The organism is Psychroserpens sp. BH13MA-6, assembly GCF_052983595.1.
Genome location: NZ_JBRJGE010000004.1, coordinates 340503 through 355239 on the forward strand (window position 1 = coordinate 340503; position 14737 = coordinate 355239).

The 14737-nt window shown below is 35.6% G+C and carries 15 protein-coding genes; 7 read left to right on the forward strand and 8 right to left on the reverse strand.

Annotated elements, in window-relative coordinates; genetic code table 11:
• Positions 1-46 precede the first annotated feature (46 nt).
• The 3 genes from ACU8DI_RS10585 to ACU8DI_RS10595 all read right to left on the reverse strand — a co-directional run bounded on the left by ACU8DI_RS10585 (position 47) and on the right by ACU8DI_RS10595 (position 2755).
• Positions 47-1897: a PspC domain-containing protein gene (locus ACU8DI_RS10585; protein ID WP_447112744.1), complete on the reverse strand. Its 1851-nt coding sequence runs from the start codon at positions 1895-1897 to the stop codon at positions 47-49.
• Entirely contained in the window at positions 1897-2235 is a 339-nt protein-coding gene (locus ACU8DI_RS10590; protein ID WP_447112745.1) for a PadR family transcriptional regulator, read from the reverse strand. The genes ACU8DI_RS10585 and ACU8DI_RS10590 overlap by 1 nt, the downstream gene beginning before the upstream one ends.
• A gap of 73 nt (positions 2236-2308) precedes the next feature.
• Positions 2309-2755 carry a DUF4870 domain-containing protein gene (locus ACU8DI_RS10595; protein WP_447112746.1) on the reverse strand — a complete coding sequence of 149 codons (447 nt, stop codon included), beginning with the start codon at positions 2753-2755 and terminating at the stop codon, positions 2309-2311.
• 144 nt (positions 2756-2899) lie between these two features.
• On the opposite strand from ACU8DI_RS10595, the gene ACU8DI_RS10600 reads away from it, so the two are divergent.
• The 3 genes from ACU8DI_RS10600 to ACU8DI_RS10610 all read left to right on the forward strand — a co-directional run bounded on the left by ACU8DI_RS10600 (position 2900) and on the right by ACU8DI_RS10610 (position 4560).
• A complete protein-coding gene (locus ACU8DI_RS10600; RefSeq protein WP_447112747.1) occupies positions 2900-3355 on the forward strand; it encodes a DUF4442 domain-containing protein in 456 nt (151 codons plus the stop codon).
• Positions 3356-3430: 75 nt separating this feature from the next.
• On the forward strand, positions 3431-4231 hold the full coding sequence (locus ACU8DI_RS10605; RefSeq protein WP_447112748.1) for a TIGR00266 family protein: 801 nt from the start codon (positions 3431-3433) through the stop codon (positions 4229-4231).
• A 131-nt stretch (positions 4232-4362) separates the two neighbouring features.
• Entirely contained in the window at positions 4363-4560 is a 198-nt protein-coding gene (locus ACU8DI_RS10610; RefSeq protein WP_447112749.1) for a hypothetical protein, read from the forward strand.
• Between the two features lie 46 nt (positions 4561-4606).
• On the opposite strand, the gene ACU8DI_RS10615 is transcribed toward ACU8DI_RS10610, so the two are convergent.
• Positions 4607-5545, reverse strand: a complete 939-nt coding sequence (locus ACU8DI_RS10615; protein ID WP_447112750.1) for a LysR substrate-binding domain-containing protein — start codon at positions 5543-5545, stop codon at positions 4607-4609.
• 105 nt (positions 5546-5650) lie between these two features.
• Here ACU8DI_RS10615 and ACU8DI_RS10620 point away from each other — a divergent pair, with 105 nt between their 5' ends.
• The gene (locus ACU8DI_RS10620) at positions 5651-6130 is read left to right on the forward strand and encodes a Dps family protein (RefSeq protein ID WP_447112751.1); all 480 of its coding nucleotides are present in this window, start codon (positions 5651-5653) and stop codon (positions 6128-6130) included.
• Positions 6131-6215: 85 nt separating this feature from the next.
• Here the strand turns inward: ACU8DI_RS10620 and ACU8DI_RS10625 are convergent, their stop codons facing one another.
• Entirely contained in the window at positions 6216-7661 is a 1446-nt protein-coding gene (locus ACU8DI_RS10625) for a hypothetical protein (RefSeq protein WP_447112752.1), read from the reverse strand.
• A gap of 130 nt (positions 7662-7791) precedes the next feature.
• Between ACU8DI_RS10625 and ACU8DI_RS10630 the strand changes: the two genes are divergently transcribed.
• The 3 genes from ACU8DI_RS10630 to ACU8DI_RS10640 are packed head-to-tail and all read left to right on the forward strand — an operon-like array spanning position 7792 to position 11595.
• Positions 7792-8304, forward strand: a complete 513-nt coding sequence (locus ACU8DI_RS10630) for an RNA polymerase sigma factor (protein ID WP_447112753.1) — start codon at positions 7792-7794, stop codon at positions 8302-8304.
• A gap of 55 nt (positions 8305-8359) precedes the next feature.
• A complete protein-coding gene (locus ACU8DI_RS10635; protein ID WP_447112754.1) occupies positions 8360-9286 on the forward strand; it encodes a FecR family protein in 927 nt (308 codons plus the stop codon).
• A gap of 26 nt (positions 9287-9312) precedes the next feature.
• The gene (locus tag ACU8DI_RS10640; RefSeq protein WP_447112755.1) at positions 9313-11595 is read left to right on the forward strand and encodes a TonB-dependent receptor domain-containing protein; all 2283 of its coding nucleotides are present in this window, start codon (positions 9313-9315) and stop codon (positions 11593-11595) included.
• Between the two features lie 58 nt (positions 11596-11653).
• Here ACU8DI_RS10640 and ACU8DI_RS10645 read toward each other — a convergent pair whose 3' ends face one another.
• From ACU8DI_RS10645 to ACU8DI_RS10655, 3 genes are all read right to left on the reverse strand, one after another.
• Positions 11654-12067: a DUF2141 domain-containing protein gene (locus ACU8DI_RS10645; protein ID WP_447112756.1), complete on the reverse strand. Its 414-nt coding sequence runs from the start codon at positions 12065-12067 to the stop codon at positions 11654-11656.
• A 118-nt stretch (positions 12068-12185) separates the two neighbouring features.
• On the reverse strand, positions 12186-13517 hold the full coding sequence (locus ACU8DI_RS10650; RefSeq protein ID WP_447112757.1) for a DUF58 domain-containing protein: 1332 nt from the start codon (positions 13515-13517) through the stop codon (positions 12186-12188).
• Positions 13518-13635: 118 nt separating this feature from the next.
• Positions 13636-14736 (reverse strand): AAA family ATPase, encoded by a 1101-nt coding sequence (locus tag ACU8DI_RS10655; RefSeq protein ID WP_447112758.1) that lies wholly within the window; start codon positions 14734-14736, stop codon positions 13636-13638.
• Between the last annotated feature and the right edge of the window lies 1 nt (position 14737).

Consider the following 14737-nt stretch of genomic DNA (forward strand, 5'->3'; position numbering starts at 1 on the left):
AGTAGTAATTTAAATATCTGAACCGTTGATTTTTAATGATGAATTGTTAGTTGTTATTGTTTTCCGTAGTTATTTCTATACCGTTGTCGTCAATATTTACTTTGACTTCATCCGCTTTAGCCTTGAGTCCGTCACCGTTAATTTGCAAACTACTGTCTTGAGTTGTTGCCTCAATACCATCCTCATTAAGCTTTAAGCTAGAGGTACCATCCTTGACGTCGACCTTCACTTTGAATTCTTCATCTTCCGGACAATCTAAACATTCAATACCATTGGTGATAATCTTCAGGTAATGTCCTTCCATGTCGTGATCTAAGATATCATTGTAATAGTATTGGTTGCTATGGTAATTATAGGTGTTTTCATCGGCATATAATACGGAACCTTCAGGTAGGTAGACCGTGACATTCACTTCTTGGCCTCTACGAGATTCGTTTAATGGAATGGTGAAATAACTGTTCAATAAAATATCTTTTCCTTGTAATTTATAGTCGTAAGTGATACGCTCCGCCTTGGTTTTGGCATTTTCAAAATCGTATCCTCTGGCACTTTTTTCTATTCTAATCTTAGCGACGCTATCCTTAGTAGATTTTACAATGAGCCTGACACCTTGAGAAAACAATACTTTTTTATCGTTTTCATCGTAAGCTGTGTCAAAGCCATAATTCCTATTGAAACGGGACGAAAACAAATCGTTATTGTTCATTCTGATACTAATAGTGTCTTTGGACGTTAGCGCAGACAGTTTTTCGGTTTTTATGTAAGATCCCTCTTCCTTGAAGCTCAGTCCAAATCGTGCTGATAAGATGATGAGTGATACAAACGAGATCAACCAAAGACCTAATAGCGTATACTTTGCCACATTACCAATCGATTTTAAATTGGTGACCAAGATTTTTAAGCCTAAGTAGAAAACAAAAAACGCGATAATGCCTATGAAAAAGAACACCAGTAACGACATGAGCCAAATCGGAACATTCGTGGCATCAGCAATATCATACAAGTTTGTGCCAGGTATATGCACAGACTCTAAGAGTCCTAAGCCTAACAAGCTAACTACTAATGAAATGATCGTAACTGCTCCTACAAACATTAAAATAACTCCAAAAAACTTGGCAAATAGTTTTAGAAAGAACATGATGATATTTCCTATGGCTTCAAAAAAACTAGTGGATGTTGATTTGATACGCTCGCCTTGACGTGGTAAATCGGCTTTTTTTACACCTTCGGAAATGGAGTCAGACACCTGTTCAAAACCTTCCTTTAGTTTGTCACCATGTTTTTTGAGATCGACATTTTGAACGGCGTTGGTGACACTATCAAATCCGTCCTTGATTTTTTTTTCAATGTTACTAATGTTGACAGGTTCGCCTTTCATCATTAGTTTTTCCGAAGTCGTGATAGCTTCAGGGATAAAAATCCAAAGTAAGATGTACAATAAGACACCAGTACCTGCTCCAAATAACAATAAGATCCAAATTAAACGAATCCAAAGCGCATCAATTCCGAAATAATGACCTAATCCGGCAGATACACCACCAATATAAGAGTTATCGGTGTCTCTATATAACTTTTTAGATGTTGAACGCTTAGAGTAGTGAGTTTGCTTTGGTTCATCTTCGAAGATTTCATCATCTACCAAATAATCTTCAGGTTGCCCCATGATGGTAATGACATCATCTACTTCTTTGTTTCCAATGACTTGTCTTTCGTTTAAGACACGTTCGCTAAATAACTCAGCAATTCGTGCCTCGATATCTGCGATAATTTCTGATCGACCTTGAGAGTCTGTAAATGAACGTTTTATAGCCTCAAGATAGCGTTGCAATTTTAAGTATGCATCTTCATCTATATGGAAGAATATACCTGCTAAATTTATGTTGACTGTTTTATTCATTATTTTGTGTTTTTTACTCTTGTTACTATGTTAACTGCATTTTGTAATTCGTTCCAGGTCGTGGTCAATTCCTTTAAGAACAACTGACCAGTTTCTGTGAGACCATAATATTTTCTTGGTGGTCCTGATGTGGATTCTTCCCAACGATAATTGAGTAACCCAGCATTCTTGAGCCTTGTAAGTAGCGGATAAATAGTTCCTTCTACCACAAGCAATTTTGCGTCTTTGAGTGTCTCTAGGATTTCTGCAACATAGGCATCGTCATCCTTTAATACCGACAAAATGCAGTATTCCAATACACCTTTTCGCATTTGAGCTTTTGTGTTTTCTATCTTCATGTTTGAATGAGATTAAATTTTAATAAACTGTTCATTTTTTGATTGATGATTGATGGTTAGATTGCTGATTGTTTTATTTTAAAAAATTGATGGTTAAGGGGTATTCGTAGAGTTCGCCATCACGGGCTTTTAAACTAGCAATAACGATAAAAACCAATTCTAGAATAAATCCGATGACCGCTAAAAAACCTAGTCCGCCTGTAATATATAGGAGAGGTGATGGCTTCCCAATATTGATATGAAAATCATGAAACCCATGAAAATCTATAAAATCGATACCGTTAAAGAATTTGAAAATAAAAAAGGGAATGGTAAGCGTCCCAATAATCAAGGTGTATAGTAAAATACTCATTTGAAAATTGATAGCCTGCTTTCCGTGTTTGTCTACAAACTCAGATTTGTCTTTATTGACCATCCATAATATGATGGGACCAATGAAATTTCCTAAGGGTACCAAGAACCTACTAAAGGTGGATAGGTGAATAAATGTGGCAATGTTTTTTTGGTGATTATTTAGCATGATTGTAAAGCATATAGTAATTTCTTATACAAATATATGTCTAAAAGAAGGTATTATGTTACGCATAGTACTAAAAATTAACATATATTTAACAAATTGAGTTATCAAATATTTTCGATAATTTAGCTGAAACATCCATCATATATGTCTATATCTCCCAGAAAACTCAATACCTTCTTAATGCTCAAGTTACCAGCTGCTTATTTGTGCGGTGTAAGAACGACATCTTTAAGTGATAAGACCTGCACTGTGTCTGTGAAGCATCGATGGATCAATCAGAATCCATTTGGATCCATGTTTTGGGCAGTTCAGGGAATGGCAGCAGAATTAACCACTGGCGCTTTAATGATGTCAAAAATTAGGAATAGCGGCTATAAGATATCTATGTTAGTAGCCAACAATAATGCCTCTTTTACAAAAAAAGCGACTGGTAGAATCCTGTTTTCTTGTCATCAAGGGCATTTGATTGACGAGGCCATACAGCAAGCGATTCAAACAGGTGAGGGGCAAACCGTTTGGCTCAATTCTAAAGGCGTGAATAGTGACGACATCCAAGTGTCTGATTTCAACTTTGAATGGACGATTAAGTTAAAACAATAGATTATAGATATTGGAATTTGTAACAAATACCCATATTTTAGAACATATAGGTAATCAATTAAAACATATACAACCATGACATCACACGAAATAGATTATAGAATTTACGGAGAAGAAATGCAATATGTCGAGATAGAACTCGATCCTCAGGAAGGCGTTATTGCCGAATCAGGGAGTTTTATGATGATGGACGACGGCATTAAAATGGAAACGATTTTTGGAGATGGCTCTGCCAAAGACACTGGCTTTTTAGGAAAAATATTAGGCGCAGGAAAACGAATCTTAACAGGCGAGAGTTTGTTTATGACAGCATTTTATAATGATTTGACGGGTAAACGAAATGTGTCGTTTGCTTCACCCTATCCAGGCAAAATCATTCCTTTAGACTTAACAGAGTTTAATGGTAAGTTTGTTTGCCAGAAAGATGCGTTTTTGTGTGCCGCTAAAGGCGTTAGCATTGGTATTGAGTTTTCAAAAAAATTAGGACGTGGCCTTTTTGGTGGCGAAGGTTTTATCATGCAAAAATTGGAAGGCGATGGGATGGCTTTTGTGCATGCAGGAGGCACAATGGCTAAGAAAGTATTGCAGGCTGGAGAGACTATGAAGGTAGATACAGGATGTCTTGTTGGTTTTACGCAAGGTGTAGATTATGATATTGAATTTGTAGGAGGTATTAAAAATACTGTGTTTGGAGGTGAAGGATTGTTTTTTGCGAAACTGCAAGGACCAGGAACAGTCTATATACAATCCTTACCGTTTAGTAGATTAGCAGGACGTGTATTGGCATCTGCACCAAAAGGCGGAGGAAAGAATAAAGGTGAAGGAAGTATCCTTGGAGGTCTTGGTGATTTGTTGGATGGTGATAACCGTTTTTAACTTTTTATTAGCTGTTAAAATTTTGTAAGATTCAGCAATGCATCGTTTTTTTTATTACATTTAGAACATTAATAACATAAAAACTATTGCATATTTAACAAATCTACTTTAACCCTAAACCCAATTAAAAAATGGCAAGAGCAATGTTTGAGTACACTAAAACTGTGCTTAATAAAGTTAGTTTCGATGCTACATTGTTCTGTAAAGAATTACAAAAAGCACTTCAACGCTTATTACCTTACGAAATTGAAGAGCTTAAGATTTACATCAAATCTTTAATTCTACAGAACCCAGAATTAAATCAATGTTTAATCTTATTAAAAGAATAGAAAAAAGCGACTTACGAGTCGCTTTTTTTATTTTTTGATGGACATTTTACTTTGGAAGAGGACTAATGATCTCGACATTCTGAAAGGCAATAGCTCCTCTAATAATCCCAGAAATTACATTGTGCAAAGCATCTACTATTTGCATTTTTAATTCACTTTTATGGTATATGATGCTTACTTCTCTTGCTGGAGAAGGCTCATTAAAATGGTGTAATTTATTCGCCATTTTATCGTTCAAATCTAAAGTATTCAAATAAGGAAGTAAGGTCATTCCTAGTCCTTCATTGGAGAGTTTAACCAAGGTTTCTATACTACCACTTTCTAATTGGAAGCTATCGTCTTCATGATTTTTAAAGGCTTTACAAAGATTGATAACACCATCTCTAAAACAGTGACCATCTTCCAAAAGGAGCATGTCATCTATATCGAGATCGGAAACATCGATTTTCTTTTTGTTTTTGAGTCGGTGATCATCAGGAATATATCCTACAAAGGGTTCGTAATAAAGAACGCGCTCTTTTATATTTTCTTGTTCTAATGGTGTGGCGGCAATAGCAGCATCTAAATGACCATCTTTAATGCGCGTAATGATTTCTTCCGTGGTAAGTTCTTCAATTTTGAGCTTTACTTTTGGGTATTTTTTAATGAAGCTCTTTAAAAACATCGGTAGTAAGGTTGGCATGATGGTTGGAATGATTCCTAATCTGAATTCGCCTCCAATAAATCCTTTTTGCTGGTCAACAATATCCTGAATTCTATCAGACTCATTGACAATATTTTTGGCTTGCTGAACTATTTTTCGGCCAACATCAGTAAGCTCAATGGGTTTTTTACTTCGATCAAAAATGAGGATATCTAACTCTTCCTCCAGTTTTTGAATTTGTGTACTCAATGTGGGTTGGGTGACAAAGCATTTTTCCGCAGCTTTGGTAAAATTTTTATGCTCTGCTATAGCTAATACGTAATGTAATTGGGTTATGGTCATGTTTATTAATTTAAACTATAAAAATATTAAAACTATTTATAAAAACTATGGTGCTTAACGATTAATTATCAACTAACTTTAGGGTAACAAAAAAAAGAAGATATTATGACATTAAATAGTATAGGTTTAGATACCAACAAAACACAAGACATTGCTCAAGATTTAAATAATTTATTAGCAAATTTTCAAATTTACTATCAAAATCTGCGTGGGATCCATTGGAATATTAAGGGAAAACGCTTTTTCGATTTACATGTAAAATTTGAAGAATTGTACACCGATGCCAATTTAAAAGTTGATGAAATAGCAGAACGTATTTTAACGTTAGGAGTCACACCATTACATACCTTTGAAGATTATACCAAAGCGGCTAAAGTGCCAGTAGGTAAAAATGTATCTGTGGATGAAAAAGCTGTGAAACTTATTGTAGATTCCTTAACCGAATTGCTGAAGATAGAACGCCATATCTTAGATGCTTCAGATGCCATTAATGATGAAGGGACTAATTCCATGATGAGTGATTTCATCACAGAACAAGAGAAAACAGTATGGATGATGAAAGCGTGGTTAGGAGAGAGCGTTTAATAAAGAACTCATGATAGATATTCAGAAAAAAAGTCCTTCAATAGCGTTTTTGAAGGACTTTTAATTTATAAATAATTAATGATTCTTAATCACAACTCAGTGCGATACTAGCAGCTGGGTTCAAGGAACTCGTGACTAATAGACTGTTAATGAGATTACAATCTAAGAAGTTCCAATCGTCATTAAAATTACCTATCTCAGCAAAAATTGATACAATAGGATAACCTTCAATTCCTAATTCTACGGTCCATGTGCCAATGGTAGATAGACCTGAACCTTCAATAGCGACGCTTCCATCTGCTTCAAAAACATAGGTGTTTCCATTGGAAGTCCATGGACATGATAGCAAAATTTCTACAACATTATCTGTGGTACAATCAGGTGTGTTACTTTCGCAATCAACAAAGTCGTCAGCAGTAAAGCCTTCACACTCTGCATAACAAGTATTTGGATACGTGAAAATGACTAATTGACCTTCCACTTCAACTTCCGCACAAACAGGATCAAATACATCTGGACAATCACATTCTCCGGTAGTTTCACAATCTACAAAATCTTCCTGTGTAAACCCTTCACATTCCGCGATGCAGGCATTCGGGAAGCTAATAACATCAATATTGCCAGTAGGTGATTCGAGCTCCACACAGACTGGATCTATGTTATCAGGACAATCGCAATTTGTACCTTGGTTGCCATAGCAATCATCTAATAGCGCTTCTAATTCTCCTTGGTTATTAATGGTCACTACTTCTGCTTGATCGTACAGCGCCACTTGGAATGGATATTGGAAATTGAAATAATAAGAATTGTATAAGGCGTTGTCGAGTTCTTCCTGAGAATTAACCGTAATCGTTTGGTTATTATCGGTGATTATCGTTAAAGGGAATAAAAACTCAAAACAATCAATACCACCTGGAGAATTATAGTCATCCGCACAGTTTTCTGCAAAATCCTCTTGTGTAAATCCGTCGCATTCTGCATAACACGCATTCGGATAGGTCATAAGGAATAATTGACCGTCAGGAGCTTCAATTTCAACACAAACTGGGTCGTAAACTTCGTAACAATCACAACTGAAATTCTCAAAATTACAGCTCGCTAATAAATCAATGAATGCTTGCTCATCGTTAATGGTCACAACAACAATGGCGTCAGTATCTTCGCTGTAAGTTTCAACATCGAATGGAAATGCGATACCATCAATGTATAATTCGTTGTTGGAGTTGATTAATATTTGTACCAAATCCTCCAAACTATTAACCGTGACAGTTGTATCGTTATTATAAGAGAGTGTTAATGGGTACACAAAATCAAAACAGAAATCGAAGACAATATTTCCTGTTGGATTATTACTAGGAACGACATTACCATCATCATTAAATTGTTGTCTTAATTGATTTAAGGATGTGGTAATGGATTCACTTTTTTCAATAGTTTGTTGCTCCACAACAGGTTCGTTGTTAGAACAAGCGGTTAAAAAACTGGCCATTATAGCCAAGCTTAAAAAGCATAGTTTAAAATTTCTCATCATAGCAATTTTTTATGTTTAAATATCATTTTGGCGATTAATCAATACTAAGACAATCGTTCCAAAAAATACCCTACTTTTTTCTATAATTATTTTTTATTTAGTTTTGACATACTTTCTTTTAAACTAATAAATGCCTAAAGATCAACATAAAATTTGTGATTCAAAAACTTTTGAAACGCTGTACAACACCCATTCAAAAGCGTTGAGACGTTTTATATTTTACAAGACGCAAGATCTCAATAAAGCCGAAGATATTTTACAAGATACTTTTGTGAAACTTTGGGATAATTGTGCTAAAGTTGACTACGAGAAAGTGAAAAGCTACCTGTATAAAGTAGCGACCAATTTATTTTTGAATATGGTAAAACATGAGAAAGTGGTAAGAATGCATCAACACTATTTGAAGCCTTCTGAAACAAACGAGTCTCCAGAGTTTCTCATGCTAGAACAAGAGTTTATGGAAAAATTGGAGCAAACCATCGAGACACTCCCTGAAAAGCAAAAACAAGTTTTTCTAATGAATCGCATAGAGAAAAAAACGTATAAGGCGATAAGTGATGAGTTGAAAATTTCTGTGAAGGCCGTTGAAAAACGAATGCATCTAGCCTTGTTGGTAATGCGTCGTGAGATTGGAAATATTTAAATATTTAAAATTAAGTAGGGTATTATTAATGATAGTTGTCTTATAAATAGTAAACATGAAAGAAGAATTCTCAAATAACGATAAGGATGTGTTTCTGGCACAATGGATGGCAGGTGAATTGACGGATGCTGAATTGAAAAAATTAGTGTCTGAAGACGACTATATGGCTTACTTAAAACTTCGAAAAGGGATAGAAACATTTGAATCTTTGGAAAGTTCAACAAAGGCTTCTTTCTCCGAAATTCAAAGAAAAATATCAGAAAAGAAAACGAAAGTAAGACGTTTGAAGATGCAGCAATGGTCTATTGGAATTGCGGCCTCCATCATTTTATTATTTGGGTTATTTACTTTATTTGGTAATCATGTCACCGTTTTGGAGACACAGTTTGGTGAGCAAAAAACCATAGCCTTATTAGATGGCTCTGAAGTCATCTTAAATTCGAATTCCAAAATAAGCTATGATGCTAAAGATTGGAAAGACCACCGAAGTTTGACCTTGCAAGGTGAAGCTTTCTTTAAGGTAAAAAAGGGGAGTGCCTTTAAAGTCCTAACTGATAATGGGACGGTTCAAGTGTTGGGTACACAATTCAATGTGAACTCTAGCGATGATTTTTTCGAAGTGGTTTGCTATGAAGGCAAAGTACGTGTCGACTCCAAAGGTGAAGTCTATACCCTTCAACCAACCAATTCTGTGAGGCGAATCAATGGTTTTGCTTTGGAACGTTGGCAAACGTCAGAATTAAATCCGACATGGATGGATGGTGAAAGTTCCTTCAAAAGTGTGCCGCTTCGTTACGTGATTTTAGCTTTGGAGTCACAATATCAAATTCGAATTGATGCAGATAGTATCGATCAGAATACGAGATATACAGGCAGTTTTACCCATCATAATTTAAAGCTTGCTCTAAAAACAGTGTTTAAATCACTGGATATACAATACAATGAAAAAGAAAAAGGACAATTCTATCTAAGTACCAAGTGAAGACAGTAATCTTAAGCATTTTGTTGATGTTACCTTCACTGGCCTTTTCGCAAGAAGAGGCTAAATTTTACGTCAGTTTTGACAACGAATCGGTCGATAGTGCTTTTGAGCTGATAGAATCCATATATGATGTTCGGTTTTCGTACAAGGATATCATATTTGACAATAAAACCGTCACCTTAAATCGCCGGGAGCGCTCTATAAATACCTTGCTTTCAGAGCTTGAAGCGCAATTATCTGTCACTTTTGAATGGGTTGATGATAGATACATTATTGTCATAACAAACGAAGCATCTGCAAGCGATATTACGAAAGTTCAAGAATTGGAACGGATTGTGGTCAAGAGCTACTTAACTCAAGGAATTGCGAAAAATAGCGATGGCTCTTATCTGATAAAACCCAAAGAATTGGGGATTTTACCAGGACTTACCGAACCTGATGTGTTAGAAAGTGTGCAGTTACTTCCTGGTGTGATGAGTCCGAACGAAACTGCGTCAGGATTTTTAGTCAGAGGTGGAAAAGTAGATCAAAATAGACTGATCTGGGATGGCATTAATATCTATCACAAAGGCCATCTTTTTGGTATGATCTCACCGTTCAATCCCAATGCTACAAAAACGGTAACATTTATAAATAAAGGGTCCCATCCACGATACGGAGAAAGAGCTTCTAGTGTCATTTCCATGGCGACTACGACAGAGGTTGAGAAGAAGGTGAAAGCTGAAGTTGGCGCTAATGGAATTAGTGGTGATTTGTACTTGGAAGTTCCTGTGATTAAAGAAAAATTGGGGATTCAAGGTTCTGTAAGATCGAGTTATACCGATATGTATCAATCACATACATTTAATCAATTAGCAGATAAGGTATTTGGTGGAACAAAAATTAGTTATGGTGATAATCCTGATAATCGATTTCAATTTTTAGATTATAATATGAAAATCAATTTTAAACCAAACCCAAAACATCAGTTTTTTGCGAGTTTGATTTCTATTGATAATAATTTGGATTATACCGTGCGTTCTTCGGAAAACAACCAAACTTTTAATGACCGCATGACTATCGATAATAATGGTTATGGTTTGGGCTGGACAGCACAGTGGTTGCCAAAATGGCGACAAGTGACCAATGCTTATTTTTCGAAATATAAATTACAATATAATTATGTGACTTCTGAAGCGCAAGATCAAATCTCAGATTTTGAAAAACGAAATGTCATCTTTGATTCCGGAATAGCTACCGAACTGCAATGGGAAATCAATGATAATAATGACTTAGACATGGGCTATCAATATGTGTTGAAAGATGTCGGTTATGCATTTTTAAACACATCTAATTTGTCTTTTATTTTAGACACTGATAAAACAGTGGTGCAGTCGCAAAGCATCTATGGGAACTATCATTTTAGAAAGCCAGAGTCCTTTGAGGCGTCTTTAGGATTAAGAGTTACGCATTTTGAAGAGTTACAATCTTATAAATTTGAGCCGCGACTATTGTTTTATAAATCCTTGCTAAGGCATTTGAAATTACAAATTTCAGGAGAAATAAAACATCAGATTATCAGCGAGATTGATGAAACAGTTATCAGTGATTTGTCTTTGGAAAATAGGCTTTGGCGCTTGTCGAATGGTCGTAAATTTCCAATCATAAAGAGTCAGCAAGTATCAGTAGGATTCATCTTCACGAAACGTGGTTGGACTATTGATTTGGATAGTTATTACAAAACCTTAGACAATATTACCGCACTGTCACTAGGGTTTCTAAATCCGGAGAATAGTCAATTTAATATTGGAAATCAAAGAGTTTATGGTGCCGACGTTTTCCTTAAAAAACGCTTTCAAAACATCAATACTTGGATGGGTTATACTTTTAATTCCAGCAAAAGTCAATATAAAAATATCAATAATGAAGACTATTTTACCTCTAGATCTAACGTAACGCATACGCTAAGTACATCGTTGAGCTGTAAATGGTCAGATTTTCAAGTAGCATTAGGTTGGAGATGGCAAACAGGAAAACCTTTTACACCTTCATCAGATGCAACTGGTAACTTAGAATTTAATGAAGGCATCAATACAAGGCGTCTGCCAAATTACCATCGTTTGGATTTATCGTCCACTTATAAATTTCGAATATCTAGAAATAGTCCGATACGTGCTAAAGTCGGTTTTTCGATTCGAAATATCTATAACAAAAGAAATCTGATTAGCAGAGAATATCGTGGCAATAATGACTTAAACAGTGATATTGAAATGATAGAGCGTTATTCTTTAGGCTTTACACCTAATCTCATGTTCCGCTTGTATTGGTAAAAAAAAAGAACCTAAAAAGGTTCTTTTGATTGATTGATTGATTGATTGATGAATCGTATTATAATCTAATGGTAAGACTCGTGTCTTTCTGGACTTGAAACTTAGCGTCATCATAGATTGGTGGTCCATAGCTTCTAGGATTATTAGATAAGCCATAAGATTCTTTTGGCATGCCATTGGCTTCATAATCCATACGCTTGTTATCATTTTTGTCATGAAGCGCTAATAGCGCATATTCTCCAGAAGGCACATTTTCAAATGTGAATGTTGCTTTGCCATCAACGATGTTGGCACTTAGATTTTGAATGCCAGGGCCTTTCATAAAAGATTCTGAAGTGTGCAATGCTAAAATGGCTTTACCGTCGTTACTCGTGAAATTTTCGATAGTCACTGTAATGGTGTTTGCGGTTTTGTCTTGAGCGAAACCTAGTGTTGAAATTAAAAGCGATACTGTAAGAACTAAAGTTTTCATAAGAATTGATTTAATGATTGTTTGTTAATGATGGTTCAAATATCAATAAGCAATCACGTTATTCATAATGAATTGAACTGAACTGTCATAAATGAAGGATGAGTTGTCAATTAATTAATTACAACAAACCTCGTGCTTTAATTTCAAGGTATTTATTGATGGTATCAATCGTTAGATCCTGGGGAGATGTTAGGATAGATTGGATGCCATATTTTTGAAGCTCATTGACGATGAGTCGTTTTTCAAAAGCAAATTTTTCAGCAATGACTTTGTCATAGGCTTGTTGCACAGTTTCTGCACGTTCCGTAATAATTTGATTCAGCTCTGTGTTTTTAAAGAAAATAACCACCAATAAATGGTTCTTTGCAATGCCTTTTAGGTAAGGAAGCTGACGATGCAAGCTATCGAGCGTTTCAAAATTTGTATAAAGCAACATCAAACTTCGATGCGTAATATTTCGTTTACAATCTGCATATAATCGGCTGTAGTCACTTTCATAAAAATCGGTGCTCACATTGTATAAGGTTTCCAATATAAGATTCATTTGGGAAGTTCGTTTTTCCGCAACTACAATATTTTCTACTTTTTTAGAAAATGCTAAGATACCAGCTTTGTCCTGTTTTTTTAAAGCGACGTTTGAAATCACCAAGGCGGCATTGATGGCATAATCTAACAAAGTAAGACCGTCAAATGGCATTTTCATCACACGTCCTTTATCAATAATCGAGTAGACTGGCTGGGATTTCTCATCTTGAAATTGATTGACCATAAGTTGATTGCGCTTCGCTGTGGCTTTCCAATTAATGGTACGCAAGTCATCGCCTAAAACGTAATCTTTAATTTGCTCAAATTCCATCGTATGACCAATTTTTCTGATCTTTTTAATACCATATTGATACAAGTTATTGCTGATGGCCATCAAATCATACTTTCGTAACTGTATAAAACTGGGATAGGTTGGTACCATGGCATTACCGTCGTACGAAAATCGACGTGCAATCAGTCCGAACACCGACGTCACATAAATGTTTAAGGACCCAAAATGGTATTCGCCACGATCCACTGGTCTTAATTCATATTTTAATTCCGATGTACTCGAAGCCTCTAGTGTCCTATTAATACGAAAATCTCTTACTTGAAACTGTTCAGGGATTTCATCAATAATGGTCACATTCACATTAAACGTATAGTAATTATGAATGGTCAGATGTACGGGATTTGGATCGCCGTTGGAAAACTTTTCAGGAAGTTGTCTTTCCCCAACAACACCATTTTTAGCCACAAATAAAATAAGGGTGTCTAAAACAGTTAAAGTGACTAAGAGTAACAATACCACTTTGACAACATTGAACAATCTAGGGAATAAAAAACTGATGACGAATAATACCATGATGGCAATGCATGCATAGAAAAATCTGTTTTGTAAATAAAATGGTTTAATTCGTTTCAAAGTGATGGTTTAATGCGTGTTAGGTGTTTTTCTGATTTTTAAGTTTGTTTATAGGATGAATTCCAAGGTGTTCTTTTAAATTTTAGAGATGACAATATGGTATCAGTTTTATGATATGTTATCTAGGAATTTCTACCGCTTCTATAATTTGTCTGATAATTTGTTTGGTAGTAACACCCTCCATTTCACGTTCAGGCGTTACAATCACACGATGTTGTAAAACTGGTATGGCTGCACGTTTAATATCTTCAGGAGTGACAAAATCGCGACCACTCATGGCAGCGAAAGCTTTACTGGCTTTTAATATGGCAATGGAAGCTCTAGGTGACGCTCCTAAATACAAGAACGGATTGTTACGTGTACTTACGATGATATCTGCGATATACTTGATAAGATGTGATTCTATCAAAATCTGATCGACAAGTCTTTGAAATTTATTAATCTGTTCGCTACTTAAATGGGCTTTTATTTGGCCGATTTTCGTATCTCCTTGTAAATTCTGTTCTCGAGTTAAAATTTCAACTTCTTCTTCAACGTTTGGATAGTCAATATCAATTTTGAATAGAAAACGGTCTAGTTGCGCTTCTGGTAATCGGTAGGTACCTTCTTGTTCCACTGGATTCTGAGTTGCTAATACAATAAACGGAAGTTCCATTTTAGATTTTTGTCCGTCGATGGTAATTTGGCGTTCTTCCATGACTTCGAATAAAGCCGCTTGCGTTTTTGCAGGTGCTCTGTTAATCTCGTCAATAAGGATCATGTTTGAGAATATGGGACCCTCTTTAAATTCGAATTCTGTCGTTTTCATATTGAACACCGAAGTTCCCAAAATATCACTTGGCATCAAATCGGGTGTAAACTGAATTCTACTGAAACCTATGTCGAGCGATTTCGCCAATAATTTTGCTGAAATGGTTTTAGCCACTCCTGGAACACCTTCAATAAGCGAGTGTCCGTTGGCTAAAATAGAAGCAATAAGCATGTCAATCATTCCTTTCTGGCCGACAATCACTTTACTTATTTCATTCTTGATCAAATCAATACCTTCTTGAAGCTCAGTCAAGTCGATACGATTTTTAAAGCTTATATCGGTATTTGGTGTTTCAAGACCTGTTTCTTCTGAAGTATTAGGAGTACTAGCGTCTCCTAATAAGGATTCATCAAACTGTTCGATTTTAGGCGCTTGGTCCTCATTCTTGTTGTCGTCTAAGTTTTCCATA

Bases quoted from the DNA above. Each gene is read 5' to 3' on its own strand.
- ACU8DI_RS10585 (WP_447112744.1), bottom strand. From the start codon at position 1,897: ATGAATAAAACAGTCAACATAAATTTAGCAGGTATATTCTTCCATATA.
- ACU8DI_RS10590 (WP_447112745.1), bottom strand. From the start codon at position 2,235: ATGAAGATAGAAAACACAAAAGCTCAAATGCGAAAAGGTGTATTGGAA.
- ACU8DI_RS10595 (WP_447112746.1), bottom strand. From the start codon at position 2,755: ATGCTAAATAATCACCAAAAAAACATTGCCACATTTATTCACCTATCC.
- ACU8DI_RS10600 (WP_447112747.1), top strand. From the start codon at position 2,900: ATGTCTATATCTCCCAGAAAACTCAATACCTTCTTAATGCTCAAGTTA.
- ACU8DI_RS10605 (WP_447112748.1), top strand. From the start codon at position 3,431: ATGACATCACACGAAATAGATTATAGAATTTACGGAGAAGAAATGCAA.
- ACU8DI_RS10610 (WP_447112749.1), top strand. From the start codon at position 4,363: ATGGCAAGAGCAATGTTTGAGTACACTAAAACTGTGCTTAATAAAGTT.
- ACU8DI_RS10615 (WP_447112750.1), bottom strand. From the start codon at position 5,545: ATGACCATAACCCAATTACATTACGTATTAGCTATAGCAGAGCATAAA.
- ACU8DI_RS10620 (WP_447112751.1), top strand. From the start codon at position 5,651: ATGACATTAAATAGTATAGGTTTAGATACCAACAAAACACAAGACATT.
- ACU8DI_RS10625 (WP_447112752.1), bottom strand. From the start codon at position 7,661: ATGATGAGAAATTTTAAACTATGCTTTTTAAGCTTGGCTATAATGGCC.
- ACU8DI_RS10630 (WP_447112753.1), top strand. From the start codon at position 7,792: ATGCCTAAAGATCAACATAAAATTTGTGATTCAAAAACTTTTGAAACG.
- ACU8DI_RS10635 (WP_447112754.1), top strand. From the start codon at position 8,360: ATGAAAGAAGAATTCTCAAATAACGATAAGGATGTGTTTCTGGCACAA.
- ACU8DI_RS10640 (WP_447112755.1), top strand. From the start codon at position 9,313: ATGTTACCTTCACTGGCCTTTTCGCAAGAAGAGGCTAAATTTTACGTC.
- ACU8DI_RS10645 (WP_447112756.1), bottom strand. From the start codon at position 12,067: ATGAAAACTTTAGTTCTTACAGTATCGCTTTTAATTTCAACACTAGGT.
- ACU8DI_RS10655 (WP_447112758.1), bottom strand. From the start codon at position 14,736: ATGGAAAACTTAGACGACAACAAGAATGAGGACCAAGCGCCTAAAATC.